Source organism: Burkholderia sp. ABCPW 11 (genome assembly GCF_001523445.1).
GTDB lineage: Bacteria > Pseudomonadota > Gammaproteobacteria > Burkholderiales > Burkholderiaceae > Burkholderia.
The window spans coordinates 1-18328 of record NZ_LOVM01000036.1 but is presented as its reverse complement, the minus strand read 5'-3'; the positions used below and the strand labels follow the sequence as shown (position 1 = coordinate 18328).

General features: G+C 66.1%; 12 protein-coding genes and 2 pseudogenes. 8 read left to right on the top strand and 6 right to left on the bottom strand.

Annotated elements, in window-relative coordinates; genetic code table 11:
* Window positions 1–110 precede the first annotated feature (110 nt).
* Window positions 111–1154 carry a rod shape-determining protein gene (locus WS61_RS15990; RefSeq protein WP_004189550.1) on the bottom strand — a complete coding sequence of 348 codons (1044 nt, stop codon included), beginning with the start codon at window positions 1152–1154 and terminating at the stop codon, window positions 111–113.
* 367 nt (window positions 1155–1521) lie between these two features.
* Between WS61_RS15990 and gatC the strand changes: the two genes are divergently transcribed.
* From gatC to WS61_RS15965, 5 genes are all read left to right on the top strand, one after another.
* The gene (gene gatC, locus WS61_RS15985) at window positions 1522–1821 is read left to right on the top strand and encodes an Asp-tRNA(Asn)/Glu-tRNA(Gln) amidotransferase subunit GatC (protein ID WP_006485929.1); all 300 of its coding nucleotides are present in this window, start codon (window positions 1522–1524) and stop codon (window positions 1819–1821) included.
* Between the two features lie 69 nt (window positions 1822–1890).
* The gene (gatA, locus tag WS61_RS15980) at window positions 1891–3381 is read left to right on the top strand and encodes an Asp-tRNA(Asn)/Glu-tRNA(Gln) amidotransferase subunit GatA (RefSeq protein ID WP_059501420.1); all 1491 of its coding nucleotides are present in this window, start codon (window positions 1891–1893) and stop codon (window positions 3379–3381) included.
* A 2-nt stretch (window positions 3382–3383) separates the two neighbouring features.
* Window positions 3384–4856: an Asp-tRNA(Asn)/Glu-tRNA(Gln) amidotransferase subunit GatB gene (gene gatB / locus WS61_RS15975; RefSeq protein ID WP_059501418.1), complete on the top strand. Its 1473-nt coding sequence runs from the start codon at window positions 3384–3386 to the stop codon at window positions 4854–4856.
* 118 nt (window positions 4857–4974) lie between these two features.
* Entirely contained in the window at window positions 4975–5814 is an 840-nt protein-coding gene (locus WS61_RS15970) for a polyphosphate kinase 2 family protein (RefSeq protein ID WP_059501417.1), read from the top strand.
* Between the two features lie 41 nt (window positions 5815–5855).
* Entirely contained in the window at window positions 5856–6629 is a 774-nt protein-coding gene (locus WS61_RS15965; protein WP_059501415.1) for an exodeoxyribonuclease III, read from the top strand.
* A 107-nt stretch (window positions 6630–6736) separates the two neighbouring features.
* Here the strand turns inward: WS61_RS15965 and WS61_RS15960 are convergent, their stop codons facing one another.
* A complete protein-coding gene (locus WS61_RS15960) occupies window positions 6737–7789 on the bottom strand; it encodes an NAD(P)-dependent alcohol dehydrogenase (RefSeq protein ID WP_059501413.1) in 1053 nt (350 codons plus the stop codon).
* Window positions 7790–8016: 227 nt separating this feature from the next.
* Between WS61_RS15960 and WS61_RS15955 the strand changes: the two genes are divergently transcribed.
* A complete protein-coding gene (locus tag WS61_RS15955) occupies window positions 8017–8961 on the top strand; it encodes an AraC family transcriptional regulator (protein ID WP_059501506.1) in 945 nt (314 codons plus the stop codon).
* 23 nt (window positions 8962–8984) lie between these two features.
* Here WS61_RS15955 and WS61_RS15950 read toward each other — a convergent pair whose 3' ends face one another.
* The 4 genes from WS61_RS15950 to WS61_RS15935 all read right to left on the bottom strand — a co-directional run bounded on the left by WS61_RS15950 (window position 8985) and on the right by WS61_RS15935 (window position 13306).
* Complete coding sequence (locus WS61_RS15950) at window positions 8985–10028, bottom strand: M48 family metallopeptidase (RefSeq protein WP_059501411.1); 1044 nt, start codon at window positions 10026–10028, stop codon at window positions 8985–8987.
* Window positions 10018–11439 (bottom strand): AmpG family muropeptide MFS transporter, encoded by a 1422-nt coding sequence (locus tag WS61_RS15945; RefSeq protein WP_059501409.1) that lies wholly within the window; start codon window positions 11437–11439, stop codon window positions 10018–10020. Before WS61_RS15945 ends, WS61_RS15950 begins: the two co-directional genes overlap by 11 nt.
* Before the next feature lie 116 nt (window positions 11440–11555).
* Complete coding sequence (gene metW, locus WS61_RS15940) at window positions 11556–12164, bottom strand: methionine biosynthesis protein MetW (protein WP_034208677.1); 609 nt, start codon at window positions 12162–12164, stop codon at window positions 11556–11558.
* Window positions 12161–13306: a homoserine O-acetyltransferase gene (locus WS61_RS15935; RefSeq protein ID WP_059501407.1), complete on the bottom strand. Its 1146-nt coding sequence runs from the start codon at window positions 13304–13306 to the stop codon at window positions 12161–12163. The genes metW and WS61_RS15935 overlap by 4 nt, the downstream gene beginning before the upstream one ends.
* Window positions 13307–14345: 1039 nt before the next feature.
* Between WS61_RS15935 and WS61_RS36075 the strand changes: the two are divergent.
* Window positions 14346–14429: pseudogene (locus WS61_RS36075) on the top strand (ESPR domain-containing protein); the annotation flags it as partial.
* 57 nt (window positions 14430–14486) lie between these two features.
* A pseudogene (locus WS61_RS15930) lies at window positions 14487–18328 on the top strand (hypothetical protein); the annotation flags it as partial.

Sequence of the window (18328 nt, the reverse complement as noted above, 5' to 3'; positions counted from 1 at the left end):
AAATAATGCTCAGACGCGCAAACGGCGCGGCGGTTCGTTCTGAACGAGCGATCCGGCCACGCCGCGGGTGCGTCATATCAAACGGGACTGCCTAGGCGATCACTGGGCGATCACTCGTACGAGAAGATGCTGCCCAGCTTGTCCATGCGCTCGAGCGCCATGCCGGAGCCGCGCACGACGCAGGTCAGCGGATCTTCCGCGACGAGCACCGGCAGGCCGGTTTCTTCCGCGAGCAGGCGATCGAGGTCGCGCAGCAGCGCGCCGCCGCCCGTCAGCATCATCCCGCGTTCGGCGATGTCGGCGCCGAGTTCCGGCGGCGTCTGTTCGAGCGCGATCTTCACCGACGACACGATCTGGTTCAGCGGATCGGTCAGCGCTTCGAGAATTTCGTTGCTGGAGATCGTGAAGCTGCGCGGGATGCCTTCCGACAGGTTGCGGCCCTTCACTTCCATTTCCTTGACTTCGGAGCCCGGGAACGCGGAGCCGATTTCCTTCTTGATCGCCTCGGCGGTTTGCTCGCCGATCAGCATCCCGTAGTTGCGGCGGATGTAGTTGACGATCGCCTCGTCGAACTTGTCGCCGCCGACGCGCACCGAACCCTTGTAGACGATGCCGCCGAGCGAGATCACGCCGACTTCGGTCGTGCCGCCGCCGATGTCGACGACCATCGAGCCGGTGGCTTCCGACACCGGCAGGCCCGCGCCGATCGCGGCCGCCATCGGCTCCTCGATCAGGTAGACCTGCGATGCGCCGGCGCCATGCGCGGCTTCCTTGATCGCGCGGCGCTCGACCTGGGTCGAGCCGCACGGCACGCAGATGATGATGCGCGGCGACGGCGAGAACATGCGCGACTCGTGGGCCGTCTTGATGAACTGCTTGATCATCTGCTCGGTGACGGTGAAGTCGGCGATCACGCCGTCCTTCATCGGGCGGATCGCCTCGATGTTGCCCGGCACCTTGCCGAGCATCTGCTTGGCTTCCTTGCCGACCGCCTGGATCGTCTTCTTGCCGTTGGGGCCGCCTTCCTGGCGGATCGACACGACGGACGGCTCATCGAGCACGATGCCCTTGCCGCGCATGTAGATCAGGGTGTTTGCGGTGCCGAGGTCGATCGCGAGATCGTTGGAGAAGTAGCTGCGCAAAAAACCGAACATTCAGAATCCTGTTTCGCTCTGGGCCGGCCCTGCATAGCGAGCGCTGAGGGCGGCAGCGGAAAAAATAACAGCCTCGGGAAGCGTGGCGGAAGCGGCCGCCGCGGCGCACGAAGCTGCGAGTGATGTCTACCGGGGATCGCACGAAGCACGCACGGCTTGCCGAAGAGGGGCGAAACGGTGCGGGAAAAGGCTGCCGGGTTTGGGTCGAACGCGTAATGATACCTTATAATTTCTCGGTATTTGAATCGAAACGGGCGGTATTTTTGCCGCTTCGGCCCCGATTTTTGAGGGTGGGATCGCACCCTCCAACCCCCCGCCGCAGTGCTGCTTTCGACGCACTGCGCAGTCTTGTTTTTCCGGTGATCGCATGGCCCTGACCCTGACCGATGTGAAACGCATCGCGCACCTGGCGCGACTCGAAATGGCCGACGCCGACGCCGAGCACATGCTCGGCCAGCTCAACGAATTCTTCGGCCTCGTCGAGCAGATGCAGGCGGTCGACACCGCCGGCATCGCGCCGCTCGCCCACCCGATCGAACAGATCCAGGAAGTCGCGCAGCGCCTGCGCGACGACGCCGTGACGGAAGTCGTCGATCGCGACGACAACCAGCGTCCGGCGCCGGCCGTCCAGGACGGCCTCTATCTCGTGCCGAAGGTGATCGAGTAAGCATTCGATGACAAGCGCGCCGGCCGTCCGGCGCCGCGCGCCACCCAGAATTCCCAGGAAAACCACTCAATGCACGCAAAAAGCCTGACCGAACTGCGCGCCGCGCTCGCCGCCAAGGAATGCTCGGCCGTCGAGCTCGCGCAGCACTACCTGAAACGGATCGACGCCGCGCGCGACCTGAACGCGTTCGTCCATGTCGACGCCGACCTCACCCTCGCGCAGGCGAAAGCCGCCGACGCCGAACTCGCGCGCGGCGCGGGCGGCGCGCTGACCGGCCTGCCGATCGCGCACAAGGACGTCTTCGTCACGCGCGGCTGGCGCTCGACCGCCGGCTCGAAGATGCTCGCGAATTACGAGAGCCCGTTCGACGCGACCGTGGTCGCCCGCCTGCAGGCGGCCGGCATGGTCACGCTCGGCAAGACCAACATGGATGAGTTCGCGATGGGCTCGTCGAACGAGAATTCCGCGTTCGGCGCGGTGAAGAACCCGTGGGACACGAACGCGGTGCCGGGCGGCAGTTCGGGCGGCAGCTCGGCCGCCGTTGCCGCGCGCCTCGCGCCGGCCGCGACCGGCACCGACACCGGCGGCTCGATCCGCCAGCCCGCGTCGTTCGCGGGCGTGACGGGCATCAAGCCGACCTACGGCCGCGTGTCGCGCTATGGGATGATCGCGTTCGCGTCGTCGCTCGACCAGGGCGGCCCGATGGCGCAGAGCGCGTCCGACTGCGCGCTGCTGCTGAACGCGATGGCCGGCTTCGACGAGCGCGACTCGACGAGCCTCGAGCGCGACGATGAGGACTTCACGCGCCACCTCGGCCAGCCGTGGGCGGCCGGCAACGACGCGGGCAAGCCGCTCGCCGGCCTGCGCATCGGCCTGCCGAACGAGTATTTCGGCGCCGGCCTCGCCGACGACGTGCGCGCGGCGATCGACGCGGCGCTCAAGCAATACGAAGCGCTCGGCGCGACGCTCGTGCCGGTGTCGCTGCCGAAGACGGAACTGTCGATCCCCGTGTACTACGTGATCGCGCCGGCCGAGGCGTCGTCGAACCTGTCGCGTTTCGACGGCGTGCGCTTCGGCCACCGCGCCGCGCAATACGGCGATCTGCTCGACATGTACAAGAAGTCGCGCGCCGAAGGCTTCGGGCCTGAAGTGAAGCGCCGGATCCTGGTCGGCACCTACGTGCTGTCGCACGGCTACTACGACGCGTACTACCTGCAGGCGCAGAAGATCCGCCGCATCATCGCGAACGATTTCCAGGAAGCGTTCAAGTCCTGCGACGTGATCATGGGCCCGGCGTCGCCGACGGTCGCATGGGATCTCGGCGCGAAGGGCGACGATCCGGTGGCGATGTATCTCGCCGATATCTACACGCTGTCGGTGAGCCTCGCCGGCCTGCCCGGCATGAGCGTGCCGTGCGGCTTCGGAGCGGGCGCGAACGCGAAGCGCCCGGTCGGTCTGCAGATTATCGGCAACTATTTCAACGAAGCCCGGATGCTGCAGGTCGCCGACGCGTTCCAGCGCGCGACCGACTGGCACAAGCAAGTTCCGGCGGGGGTGTAAGCATGACTCAATGGGAAGTCGTTATCGGTCTCGAGACGCACGCGCAGTTGTCGACCGTCTCGAAGATTTTCTCGGGCGCGTCGACGCAGTTCGGCGCCGAGCCGAACACGCAGGCGTGCCCGGTCGACCTGGCGCTGCCGGGCGTGCTGCCGGTGCTGAACCGCGGCGCGGTCGAGCGGGCGATCCGCTTCGGCCTCGCGATCGGCTCGACCATCGCGCCGCGCAGCATCTTCGCGCGCAAGAATTATTTCTACCCCGATCTGCCGAAGGGCTATCAGATCAGCCAGTACGAGATTCCGGTCGTGCAGGGCGGCTCGATCACGATCCAGGTGCCCGCCAACGAAAAGGCCGGCAAGCCCGCGTACGAGAAGACGGTCAACCTGACCCGTGCGCACCTCGAGGAAGACGCAGGCAAGTCGCTGCATGAAGACTTCGCCGGGATGACCGGGATCGACCTGAACCGCGCAGGCACGCCGCTGCTCGAGATCGTCACCGAGCCGGAAATGCGCAGCGCGGCCGAGGCCGTCGCGTACGCGAAGGCGCTGCACGGGCTCGTCGTGTGGCTCGGCATTTGCGACGGCAACATGCAGGAAGGCTCGTTCCGCTGCGACGCGAACGTGTCGGTGCGCCCGGTCGGCCAGGAGAAGTTCGGCACGCGCGCGGAAATCAAGAACCTGAACTCGTTCCGGTTCCTCGAGGAAGCGATCAACTACGAAGTGCGCCGCCAGATCGAGCTGATCGAGGACGGCGGCGAGGTCGTGCAGGAAACGCGCCTGTACGATCCGGACAAGCGCGAGACGCGTTCGATGCGCAGCAAGGAAGACGCGCACGATTACCGCTACTTCCCCGATCCCGACCTGATGCCGCTCGTGATCGGCCGGGACTGGGTCGAGCGCGTGCAGTCCGGCATGCCGGAGCTGCCGGCTGCGATGCAGCAGCGCTTCGTCGACGAGTACGGCGTGTCCGCGTACGACGCGGGCGTGCTGACGTCGAGCAAGGCGATGGCCGCGTACTTCGAAGCGGTGGTCGCGAAGGCCGGCGCGGCGAACGCGAAGATCGCCGCGAACTGGCTGATGGGCGACGTGTCGTCGCAACTGAACCGCGACGGCATCGAGATCGACGCGATTCCGGTGTCGGCCGCACAGCTCGCGCTGTTGCTGCAGCGCATTGCCGACGGCACGATCTCGAACAAGATCGCGAAGGAAATCTTCGCGACGATCTGGGACGAGAAGGCGACCGACGAAGGCGCGGCCGATCGCATCATCGACGCGAAGGGGCTCAAGCAGATCTCCGACACCGGCGCGCTGGAAGCGATCATCGACGAAGTGCTCGCGGCGAACGCGAAGTCGGTCGAGGAATTCCGCGCGGGCAAGGAAAAGGCGTTCAACGCGCTGATCGGCCAGGCGATGAAGGCGACGAAGGGCAAGGCCAATCCGCAGCAGGTCAACGAACTGCTGAAGAAGAAGCTCGGCTGAGCATGCGCGCGCGCCTGAACCGCGCTTGACGACGGGCCGCTCCGGACCAGTTCGGAGCGGCCCGTTGCGTTTGGTGGATGCGTTATCGTATGCATCGCACCGTCCAACGGAGGAACGAATGGCGAAACAACCGTCGCTCGACGATTTTCGCGTGCCCTACAGCACGCGCGAGAAGGAAGCCGCCGCATTCAAGCTCGACGCGTTCGACCCGGCCGCGAAGCCGTTTTCGTCCGGCTCGAAGGAGGCCGATCGCGAACGGCTGTCGGTCGTGTCGACCGAGCTCGACGTCCAGCAGGAGCGCCTGCACACGCAGCAGAAGAAGCGCGTGCTGCTCGTGCTGCAGGGGATGGACACGAGCGGCAAGGACGGCACCGTGCGCGCGGTGTTTCGCGAGGTCGATCCGCTCGGCCTGCGCATCGTGCCGTTCAAGGCGCCGACGCCGATCGAGGCCGCGCACGACTTCCTGTGGCGCGTGCATGCGCAGGTGCCGGCGGCGGGCGAACTCGCGATCTTCAACCGCAGCCACTACGAAGATGTCCTGGTGCCGCGCGTGCTCGGCACGATCGGCGACAAGGAGTGCGAGCGCCGCTACCGGCAGATCCGCGATTTCGAGACGATGCTGTTCGAGAACGGCACGACCATCGTCAAGTGCTTCCTGCACATCTCGAAGGACGAGCAGCGCGCGCGGTTGCAGGCGCGCATCGACGACCCGACCAAGCACTGGAAATTCGACATCTCCGATCTCGACGCGCGCAAGCACTGGGACGCTTACCAGTCCGCGTACCGCGACGCGCTCGCCGCGACGTCGGCCGAGCACGCGCCGTGGTACGTGATCCCCGCGAATTCGAAGACGCACCGCAACGTGATGATCGCCGAGCTGCTGCTGCGCACGATGACCGACATGAAGCTGGAATTCCCGCCGCCGAAGCCCGAGCTCGAAGGCGTGAAGATCCGTTAAGCTGCCACCCTGTAAAAACATCGAACTGAACGGAACCCGACATGATGCGAGTGATTACCGCCAACCTGAACGGCATCCGCTCCGCCGCGAAGAAGGGCTTCTTCGACTGGCTCGGCGAGCAGAACGCCGATTGCGTGTGCGTGCAGGAAATCAAGGTATCGGCCGACGACCTGCCGGCCGAATTCGTCGAGCCGCACGGCTTCAAGAGCTATTTCCACCACGCCGAGAAGAAGGGTTACAGCGGCGCGGGCGTGTACAGCCGCCGCGAGCCCGATGACGTGATCATCGGTTTCGGCAGCAGCGAATTCGATGCCGAAGGGCGCTACGTCGAGGCGCGCTACGGCAAGCTGTCGATCGTGTCGGTGTACGTGCCGTCCGGATCGAGCGGCGAAGAGCGCCAGCAGGCGAAGTACCGGTTCATGGCCGAATTCATGCCGCATCTCGCCGCGCTGAAGAAGAAGCGCGAGGTGATCCTGTGCGGCGACGTGAACATCGTCCACAAGGAAATCGACATCAAGAACTGGAAGAGCAACCAGAAGAACTCGGGCTGCTTGCCGGAAGAGCGCGAATGGCTCACGAAGCTGTTCGACGATGTCGGCTACGTCGACGTGTTCCGCACGCTCGACCCGCGTCCCGAGCAGTACACGTGGTGGAGCAACCGCGGCCAGGCGTACGCGAAGAACGTCGGGTGGCGGATCGATTACCAGATCGCGACCCCGGGTGTGGCCGGTACCGCGAAAAGCACGTCGATCTTCAAGGACATCAAGTTCAGCGATCATGCGCCGCTGACGATCGACTACGACTACCAGACGTGATGGCCGGGCTACGCGGTGCGCGTAGCCGCCGGGCGAGTCATCCTGGTCGCCGGATGAAAGACGGGCCGCCTGTTCCGACAGGCGGCCCGTTTCGCATGGGGCGACGCTTACTGCTTCAACGACGCCATGTCGATCACGAACCGGTACTTCACGTCGCTCTTCAGCATCCGCTCGTAGGCCGCGTTGATCTGCTGCATCGGAATCGTTTCGATGTCGGACGTGATCCCGTGCTCCGCGCAGAAGTCGAGCATTTCCTGCGTTTCCGCGATGCCGCCGATCAGCGAGCCCGCGAGGCGGCGCCGCTTGAAGATCAGGTTGAACACCTGCGGCGACGGATGATCGTGCTCCGGCGCGCCGACCAGCGTCATCGTGCCGTCGCGCTTCAGCAGGTGCAGGAACGGATTCAGATCGTGCTGCGCGGCGACCGTGTTCAGGATGAAGTCGAAGCTGTTCAGGTGCGCGTTCATCTGCGCTTCGTCCTTCGAGATCACCACTTCGTGCGCGCCGAGCCGCTTGCCGTCCTCGATCTTCGACGGCGACGTCGTGAACAGCACGACGTGCGCGCCCATCGCGCGCGCGAGCTTCACGCCCATGTGGCCGAGGCCGCCGAGACCGACGATCCCGACTTTCTTGCCGGGGCCGACGTTCCACTGCCGCAGCGGCGAGTAGGTCGTGATCCCCGCGCACAGCAGCGGCGCGGCGCCGGCCGGGTCGAGCGTGTCCGGCACGCGCAGCACGAACGCCTCGTCGACGACGAGCTGCGTCGAATAGCCGCCGTACGTGATGTCGCCGGTGACGCGATCCTGGCCGTTGTAGGTGCCGACGAAGCCGTTCTCGCAATACTGTTCGAGACCTTCCGCGCAGCTCGCGCACGTGCGGCACGAATCGACGAGGCAGCCGACGCCGACCAGTTCGCCGACCTTGAAACGCGACACCTGCGGGCCGGTCGCGGTCACGCGGCCGACGATTTCATGGCCCGGCACGACCGGATAGATCGTGTTGCGCCATTCGTTGCGGGCCTGATGAAGATCCGAGTGGCAGACGCCGCAATAGAGGACGTCGATCTGGACGTCGAGGTCGCGCAGCGCGCGACGCTGGAATTCGAACGGGGCGAGCGGCGACTGCGAATCCGTCGCCGCGTAGGCATAGGTTGTGCTCATGCGGTGGGCTCCTTGTCCGGAAAAGATCCGGCGAAACAGACTGCCGTCGCATCGTGTGGCGATGCGGCGAGACAGGTGCCTATCGTAAGGAGCGCACCGCCGCGGTGAAATACCCGAAGGTCTGGAAGATTTGCCTATTCCTCTCGAATTGTCCGCGAACAGCCGTCAAAATACGTTCGCGGTGCTACATTGCGAGCCAGATTCTCTTGCCGGACAGGACCATGCCGATGAGCTTCCAGCCCCTTTTCGACGACTCGGGCGACCGTGTGCGGCGCCGCATGATCGAGCTGCATTCACGTCTCGCGCCGAATGAAGGCGATACGCTGGCGGCGCTCGACGGCGTGCGCTTCATTCGCGTGAGCCGTCCGGTGCCGCGCATGCCGGTGCTGTATGAACCGAGCATCGTCGTCGTGTGCCAGGGCCGCAAGCTCGGTTATCTCGGCGATCGCTCGTTCGTCTACGACGCGCAGCAGTATCTGGTGCTGTCGGTACCGCTGCCGTTCGAATGCGAAACCTTCGCGACCATGGACGAGCCGTTTCTCGCGATCTCGATCCGCGTCGATCTCGCGGTGATCGCCGAGCTCGCGATCCTGCTCGACGAGACGCTCGGTGCCGCTGTCAGCGAGCCGCACGGCGTCTATTCGACGCCGCTCGATGCGCCGCTCGCCGACGCGGTGGTGCGCCTGCTCGAAACACTCGCGTCGCCGCACGACACGCGCGTGCTCGGGCCCGCGATCATGCGCGAGATCGCGTACCGCGTGCTGACCGGCGCGCAGGGCGACGCGATTCGTGCGGCGCTCGTCCAGCAGCATCATTTCGGCCGCGTCGCGAAGGCGCTGCGCCGCATCCATGCGGACCTGAGGGCCGATCTTGACGTCGAGACGCTCGCGCGCGAGGCCGGGATGAGCGTCGCGGTGTTCCATGCGCAGTTCAAGCACGTGACGGCGACGTCGCCGATGCAGTACGTGAAGGCCGCGCGGCTGCACCAGGCGCGGCTGATGATGGTGCAGGACGGTGTCGGTGCGGGCGCGGCCGCCGCGCGGGTCGGCTATGCGAGCGCGTCGCAGTTCAGCCGCGAGTTCAAGCGGCTGTTCGGCCGCAGCCCCGGAGACGAAGTGCGCTGGATGCGCGACAGCGGGGTGCGCCCGGCGATGGCCGACGTGGACGCGTAGCGTCCGCCGTTTCGCTCGGCGGCTCAGCGCCGCACGATCTTGCGCCGCTGTGCGCTGATGCCCGCGTAGTCGGGCAGCGATTCGACGCGTTTGCCGGTCGCTTTCGCGTACAGCGGCATCAGGTCCGGCAGCCGGTTCAGCAGATCCTGGCGGCGCGCGCTGCTGTACGGGTGCGTGTAGATGAAGCCCGACGCCTTGTTCGCGCGCGTCGCGACCGCGAGCTTGTCCCACAGCGTGATCGCCGCGCGCGGATCGAAGCCCGCGCGTGCGGCGATGTCGCCGCCGATCACGTCGGCCTCGGTCTCGTCGGTCGGATCGTAGTGGAGCGACTGCAGGCGCTCGCCGAAGTTCAGCGCCTGCGGCAGCGGATCGCCGACGCCGAACAGCGGCGGCAGCGCGGCCGCGCGCAGCGACGTCTGCGAGGTCATGCTGAAATTGCTGCGCGCGTGTTCGCGCAGCGCATGCGCGATGCCGTGCGCGAGCAGCACGCCGAGCTCGTCGTCGTTCAGGCGCACGCGCTCGAGCATGCCGCCGTACACGAGCACCTTGCCGCCCGGCAGGCAGGTCAGGCGGATGTCGCGCGAGCGGATCGCGTTGACGTCCCACGCCCAGCTTTTCACGCGATCGTTCCACTTCACCGAATACGGCGCGAGCTTCGCGACGATCGCGCGCAGCCGCTTCACGCGCGGCTGATTCGCGGGCAGCAGGCGATTGCTGTCGGCGGCCGTCTGCACGATCTGCGCGTATTCGTTCGCGGTGAGCTGCTCGAGCAGCGGCGACGGGATCAGCGTGCGGAACGCGATCGCGTTGCCGTAGCGGACCTGCTGCGGCGTCGGCGTATAGGCCTTCGCCGGCGCCGCGGCGCCGGTCGGCTGCGCGCCTTCCGCGGCGGACGGCGGGACGGGCGCGGCGGACGTGGCAGGGCCGGGAGGCGCCGCCTGCGCCGCGACCGGTGCGGAGCCCGCTGCCGTCGCGCCGGTGTCGGTCGCGTGCGCGGCGAGTGCCGCGGCGCCGACGCTCAGCGAAGCCGCCACGTGGGCGAGACGATGCAGGCGGTTACCGCGCACGGCTGGCCTCGCCGTTGCGTGCGGTACCGTTCCACGGCGCGATCCTGAACAGCAGCAACATGCCGGGAATCGCAAGCGCGGTACACACGATGAAGTAGTCGTACCAGCCGATCTTCGCGACGACGAAGCCGCTCGCGGCCGACGCGAGCGTGCGCGGCACCGACGCGAGGCTGGTGAACAGCGCGAACTGCGTGGCCGTATAGCGCGGGTCGGTCGTGCTCGCGATGTACGCGACGAACGCGGCCATCGTCAGGCCGGTCGTGAAGGTTTCGAAGCCGTAGACGAGCGCGAGCGCGACCGTCATCGGGCTGAATTGCGGCGCGACGGCGATGCCGAACACCGACAGCGCGGCCGCGATCGCATGGCTCGTCGATACGGTGAAGTCGTACAGCACCGCGAGCACCGGCGAGCCGGGGCCCAACTGCGCGAGCCACGCGAAGCCGAGTGTCGACACCATCTGCAGTGCGCCGAAGATCCACAGCCCGCGGCCGATGCCGATCTTCACGAGCCAGATGCCGCCGATGATGCCGCCGGCGACGCTCGCGACGAGCGCGGTGGTCTTCGCGACGATGCCGATCTCGGTGCGCGTGAAGCCGATGTCGAGGAAGAACGACGTCGATAGCGTGGTGGCCATCGTGTCGCCGATCTTGAACAGGAAGATGAACGCGATGACGAGCAGCGCGCCGGCCCAGCCGTCGCGCTGGATGAATTCGCGGAACGGCAGCACGATCGCGTCGCGCAGATTGCGCGGCGGCGCGCCGGCCACTTCCGGCTCGCGCACGACGAGCGTCATCAGGATGCCCGGCAGCATGAACGCGCCGGTGATCGCGAAGACGGCGTCCCACGGCAGGTGGTCCGACAGGATCAGCGCCAGCGAGCCGGGGATCAGCGCGGCGAGCTTGTACGCGTTCACGTGCACCGCGTTGCCGAGCCCCTGCTCGGTGTCGCGCAGCAGCTCGCGGCGATACGCGTCGATCACGATGTCGGCGCTCGCGCCGAAGAACGCGACGAGCGTCGTGAGCGCCGCGACCGTCCAGATCGAGTCGCGCGGCGACACGAAGCCGAGCGCGGCGATCGCGCCCGCGACCAGCAGCTGCGTGAGCAGCAGCCAGCCGCGCCGGCGGCCCGGCCGCCAGCCCGGCAGGTGCGGGACGTAGCGGTCCATCAGGGGCGCCCACAGGAACTTCCACGTATACGGGAACTGGATCAGCGCGAACAGGCCGATTTCCTTCAGGTTCACGCCCTCGGAGCGCAGCCATGCCTGCACGAGGTAGACGAGCGTGAAAAGGGGCAGCCCCGACGTGAAGCCCAGGAACACGCAGATCAGCATGTGCGTGTTCAGATAGGCGCGCCAGCCGGGGTGATCCTCGTGAGCGGTGAGTGCGGGGGCCTCGTGTGGCGTTTTCGACATGGAATGGAACTGGGTAGCGTTGACTGATGGCGGCGGCAGCGCAGGCGGCGCGGACGGCACAGGAGGGGCGGCCGCGCACGCGGGCCGGCCGGATCTTCCGTCAACGGCTCCCCGGCTCAGCTGCGCTTGACGCGATAGACAGCAAGACTACCACGCCAGTTCGCTCCCCATCGAATCGGCTGGCCTTCGTGCAGCACGACGCGGTCGAGGATCGTGACGCCGACCTCGGGCGCGAGCGCCTCGAAATCCTTGATCGTCAGCACGCGCACGTTCGGCGTGTTGTGCCACTGGTACGGCAGCGATTTCGACACCGGCATGCGGCCCTGCAGCACCGACAGCCGGTGCGACCAGTAGCCGAAGTTCGGGAACGACACGATGCACTCGCGCCCGACGCGCGCCGTTTCGCGCAGGATCGCGGCCGTCTGGTGGATCGTCTGCAGCGTCTGCGACAGGATCGCGATGTCGAAGCTGTGATCCTCGAACAGGCGCAGGCCGTCCTCGAGGTTCTGCTGGATCACGTTGATGCCGTTCTTCGCGCTCGCGAGCACGCCCGCGTCGTTCAGCTCGATCCCGTAGCCGGTGACGTCCAGCTCCTCCATCAGCAACGCGAGCAGCGAGCCGTCGCCGCAGCCGAGGTCGAGCACGGTCGAGCGCGGCTCGACCCAGCGGGCGATCGTGCGGAAGTCCGCGCGCGCGGACAGGGAATTCAGCGCTTGCTGGTTCATGCTCCCACCTCGATGGCGATTCGTTCGTAATACGCACGGATCAGGTTGTGATAGCGCGCGTCGTCGAGCAGGAACGCGTCGTGGCCGTGCGGCGCGTCGATTTCCGCGTAGCTGACCGTGCGCTTGTTGTCGAGCAGCGCCTTCACGATCTCGCGCGAGCGCGCCGGCGCGAAGCGCCAGTCGGTCGAGAAGCTCGCGATCAGGTATTTCGCCTGCGTGTGCGCGAGCGCGGCCGTCAGGTTGCCGTCGAACGCCTTCGCCGGGTCGAAGTAATCGAGCGCGCGCGTGATCAGCAGGTAGGTGTTCGCGTCGAAGTAGTCGGCGAACTTGTCGCCCTGGTAGCGCAGGTACGACTCGACCTCGAATTCGACGTCGAAGCTGAAGTTGTACGCGTCGAGCGCGCCGTCCGCACGGCGCAGCGCGCGGCCGAATTTCTCGGCCATGTCGTCGTCCGACAGGTAGGTGATGTGACCGATCATCCGCGCGACGCGCAGGCCGCGCTTCGGCTTCACGTCGTGCGCGTAGTAGTCGCCGCCGTGGAAATCGGGATCGGACAGGATCGCCGAGCGCGCGACTTCGTTGAACGCGATGTTCTGCGCGGACAGCTTCGGCGTCGACGCGATGTCGATGCAGTGCGCGACGCGCTCCGGATACATCAGACTCCATGCGAGCGCCTGCATCCCGCCGAGGCTGCCGCCCATCACCGCGGCGAAGCGCTCGATGCCGAACGCATCGGCGACACGCGCCTGCGCGTGCACCCAGTCCTCGACGGTGACGACCGGAAAGCGCGCGCCGTACGGCTTGCCGGTCGACGGATCGATGCTCATCGGGCCGGTCGAGCCGAAGCACGAGCCGAGGTTGTTCACGCCGATCACGAAGAAGCGGTTGGTGTCGAGCGGCTTGCCGGGGCCGACCATGTTGTCCCACCAGCCGGTGCTGCGCGGATCGTCCGCGTAGACGCCGGCGACGTGATGCGACGCGTTCAGCGCGTGGCAGACGAGCACCGCGTTCGAGCGCGCAGCGTTGAGCTCGCCGTACGTTTCGACGACGAGTTGATAGTTGCCGAGCGCGCTGCCGCTTTGCAAGCGCAGCGGTTCGGCGAAATGCATGGTCTGTGGAGCGACGATGCCGATCGATTCCATTCGTTCCGCCTTATGACTGGGCGGCTAAACGGTGTCGGCGAGGCGCGGAGTCGGAGATGCGCGGCTGACGACCTCTTTAGCCGCATTTGTAGTGAACCGCCGGGGAACGACGCACGACGCATCAAGGCCCCGGCCGGTTCGCGCGCCCGCAATCGAGTCAGCAAATCGGCGCGCTTCCGACCTGCCGCCAACGGGCGGCAAGTCGGCAAAGTATAGCGAAGTCTGGACGATGGCGCACCGGGATGTTTGGACGGTCGCTGGGGGACGGCCGCCGGGCGGCGGTCGCGCCGCGGGGATATTGCGACAGCAGGAAACGGATGAAACCGCGATATTGGTTGGGCCGATATTTTGCGATTGTTTATCTCGCTTAATTGGCGGGTTGGAATTCGTTGATGCGAATAACGCAAACGAGATTTTTAAAGATATGAGGGTTCGGTCGACTTATGCAGTCAGTGTCGGCTATTGATTTTTATATTTTTTTGGGAGGGATTGTACGGGTTGAAAATATCCGGGACTCCGGATGGCCCGATCTGCTCCGGTTGTAGCGATACGCGTGCGCAATGTGCCGCCGAGCCGCGCGGCAGCGTGCGCGTCGAGGCGATGGCGTGGCGAACGGTTCCCGCCGGCGACCATCTGAAAAATAGATCGCGCCGTGATTTGAGGTGACAGATTTCAGTGTTCAACTGTCAAGTTTGTCAATTGGCAAGAATTTGGCTATTTCTCTAAATTAATTCGTATCTGTACTATTTAGGTGGCGTCTCAATCTAGTACACGTCCCGTTTTTTTGGTGAAGACGAGTAAATAGAATTTCGAGCAGCTTTCAGTTGCCGGTTGCGAATGACGCATCCCCTCCCGCCTTGACGCACATTCGGCCGCTTCGGTCATACGGGCGTCTGAACGGACGCATCGCCATTTCTCCCGAGTAATCGCAAGCGCTGGCATCTCGTCATCACGGGCCACCGCCGCGGATCCGCCATATCGGTATCAACGTCGCATACACGCCGCAGCGGGCCGGCCTATCACCAGAGGAAGTGTTCGAATGAACAAGACATATCGTGTCGTATGGAACCACTCCACCAGCACTTGGTGCGCGGCCTCCGAAATTACCCGTGGGCGCTCGAAGACATCGTCGTCGTCCGCTGCGCGTATCGCTGCGGCGACCGTACTGGTCGCCGCGTCGATGAGTTCCGCGTTTGCCGCGCCGGAAGAGCCGGCCGATACGCCGTTGCGCCTGTCGGATAGCGCATCGCCGGAAACCCGGCGCGCGGACGAGCAGGATGCGCTCGCGGCCCGCATGAGTCCGGCGGCCGGCACCCGGGCGATCGTGACCGACAACAGCCCCTACGTGAAGATCGACGCGAACGGCAACGGTACGGACAATGCGTCGGCGCTTGGCGAAAAGTCGATTGCGATCGGCAGCAACGCGAGCACGCGGCCTTCGTCGACCGGAGCCGGCGGCGCGGTAGCGGTGGGAAGCGCGGCGAGCGCGACAGCCAACAACGTCGCGGTAGGCGCCCGAGCGTCGGCGCTGGGCGATGAGGGCTCGGTGGCGCTCGGGGCCGGCACGAATGCGGCGGGCAAGTCGTCGATCGCGGTGGGCAACGAGGCCAAGGCGACCGGCTGGGGCGCATTCGCGCTGGGCCGCAAGGCGCAGGCCACGGCCGAGTCGGGCCTCGCGATCGGCGATTCGACCGTGGCGTCGCAAGTCGGTGCGATCGCGATCGGCCGGGAAGCGGCCGCTTCGTCGGAGAGTGCGCTGTCGATCGGCACGAATGCGGCTGCGCGGGCGGCGGACAGCGTGGCCATCGGCTCGTATTCCGAAACGGATCGGGAGCAGACGGTATCGGTCGGCTCGGCCGGTTTCGAACGGCAGATCGTCAATGTGGCGCGTGGCGGCCAGGCGACCGATGCCGTCAACGTCGCGCAATTGCAGGACGTGACCGTCGCACTGGGCGGTAACGCCGGCGTCGCGGCCGACGGCAGCATCACGAAGCCGTCCTATCGGATCGGCGATCAGGTCTACAACGACGTTGGCTCGGCATTGCAAGCCGCTTCGCAGGCTGGTGGAGCCGGCAACGCCGTGCAGTACGACGACGAAACGAAAGGCACGGTCACGCTCGGCGGCACGGGCGCGGCGGCGACCAAGCTGACCAACGTGCGTGCGGGCGTGCTGGCCGCGGGCAGCACGGATGCCGTCAACGGCGCGCAGCTGTTCGCCACCAACAATCGCGTGACCAACATCGAGCAGTCGCTGACGGGAAGTGGCCTGATCGATCCCGGCACCGGCGAATCGCTGGCAGTCACTTACGACAGCGCGCAGAAGGATCGCGTGACGTTGAACGCGGGCGCGCAGCCCGTCGCGCTCACCAACGTGAAGGCCGGCCGGCTGACCGCGACAAGCACGGACGCGGTCAACGGCGCGCAACTGTTCGCGACGAACAAGAGCGTCGGCGACTTGCAGCAGTCCCTGACCGACGGCGGCGTGATCGATCCGTCGACCGGTGCGTCGCTGGCGGTTGCGTACGACAGCGCGCAGAAGGGAAGTGTCACGCTGGCAGGCACGGGCGGCACGACGCTCGGTAATGTGAAAGCCGGCCGGGTGACGGCGTCGAGCATGGATGCCGTCAATGGCGCGCAGCTCCATGGCGTGTCGTCGAGCGTCGCATCCGCGCTTGGCGGAGGCTCGGCTGTCAACGCGGACGGCACGGTATCGAAGCCGGCATACAAGGTGGGCGATCAGACGTATACCAACGTCGGGGACGCGATTCAGGCCGCGGCATCGACCGGCGGCAGCGGCGGCGCGAATTCGAATGCCGTGCAGTATGACGGCGCGGCCAAGACCAGCGTGACGCTGGGCGGCGCCGGTGCGGCCCCGGTCGCGCTGAAGAACGTCGCAACCGGCGTCGCGGACACGGATGCCGTCAACGTCAAGCAACTCGCGACCGGTCTGAACGACGTCAAGAGCGATATCGCGACGAGCCTGGGCGACGGGTCGCTCGACATGAAGTACATCAAGGTCAAGGCGAACGGCACGCAGGCGAATGCGTTGGGCAAGAACACCATCGCGATTGGTTCGAACGCGAATGCGACGAACATCAATGCGCTGGCCGTGGGTTCCGGCGCGCGCGCGTCGGGCATCAATTCGATCGCGCTCGGCGTCAATTCGATTGCGATGCAGCCGAATACCGTGTCGGTGGGCGACGAAGGTGCGACGCGCAGGATCGTGAACATCAGTGACGGTATCGACGACAACGACGCCGTCAACATGAAGCAACTGAGCGAGGCGATTCACGCTGCCGATAATCGGGCCATGGTATCCGCGCGCGGAGCCATGTCGCAGCAGACGCGTGACGTCAGTTCGAAGCCCGGCAGCTTCGTGGCGATCGAAGGTCTCGGCGACGACGGCAGCTTGCCGAACATCGCGTCGATGAATGGCCGCGATCCGCTGTCGGGTACGGCTGCGGCGGTCGGTGTGTCGTCGGCTGCGGCCGGGGTCAACGCCGTCGCGGTCGGCTTGCAGTCGGTGGCGGGGTCGGACCATTCGGTCGGCATCGGCAGCATCGCGCAGACCGGGGTCGATCAGGAATATTCGGTCGCGATCGGCAGCATGGTGACGACGAACGGTGTGCGAGCGATCGCGGTCGGCTCCGAAGCGAAAGCGAACGGCGACAATTCGGTTGCGCTGGGCAACAACAAGGTCTCGGCGATCGGCGACAGTTCGGTAGCCGTGGGTGATGGCGCGAAGACGATGGTCGGCGCGCGAAACAGTATCGCGATGGGCAAGTCCGCATCGGTCATGCAGAACGTCAGCGATGCGATGGCACTGGGCGCCAACGCGAGCGTGACGGCGGCCGGCGCGGGCGGTGTGGCGCTGGGTGCCGACTCGGTCGCGAACCGCGGCAATGCGCTTTCGGTCGGTTCGAACAAGGTACAGCGTCAGATCGTCAATGTCGCGAAGGGTACGCAAGGTACCGACGCGGTGAACCTGAGTCAGCTCAAGGGCGTGACGGACGCGCTGGGCGGCGGCACGACCATCGCCGGCGACGGCACGATCACGGCGCCGTCGTACAAGGTCGGGGACAAGGTCTACAACAACGTCGGCGATGCGCTCGCGGCAGCTGGTCAAGGCCAGGGCGGCACGGATCCGAACGCGGTGGCTTACGACAGCGCGCAGAAGGACAAGGTGACGCTGGCGGGCACGGAAGGTACGGCGCTCACGAACGTGAAGGCCGGCCAGGTCAGCGCGGGCAGCAAGGACGCGATCAACGGCGGTCAACTGCATGGCACGGCGCAGAGCGTGGCGAATGCGCTGGGCGGCGGTTCGTCGGTGGATGCGAACGGCGGGGTATCCGCGCCGACGTACAACCTGACCGATTCCGCGGACGGCTCGAAGCAAGTCGCGTATCGCAACGTCGGCGACGCACTGGAAAACCTGGACGGTCGGGTTGCGGGCAACACGGGCGACATCACGAACATCAAGAACGCGTTCACGAACACGGGCCTGGTGGATGGCGATGGTCACACGCGTGCGGCAGTGACGTACGACAAGAACGCGGACGGTATGCCGAACCACGGCAAGGCCACGCTCGCGGGCGCGGGCGGCACGATCCTGTCGAACGTAGCGGCGGGTAAGGCTGACAAGGATGCGGTGAACCTTGGCCAGTTGAAGGAGGCGGGCCTGGTCACGCAGGTAGACCCGAATGATCCGAACAAGGGCATGACGTCCTTGGCGATGACGTACGACGATGCGGCGAAGTCGAAGGCGACGCTCGGCGGTGCAGACGGCACGACGCTCACGAACGTGAAGGCGGGTCAGGTCAGCGCGCAGAGCAAGGATGCGATCAACGGCGGTCAACTGCATGGCACGGCGCAGAGCGTGGCGAATGCGCTGGGCGGCGGTTCGTCGGTGGATGCGAACGGCAAGCTGTCGGCGCCGACGTACAGCCTGACCGATTCCGCGGACGGCTCGAAGCAAGTCGCGTATCACAACGTCGGCGATGCACTGGAAAACCTGGACGGTCG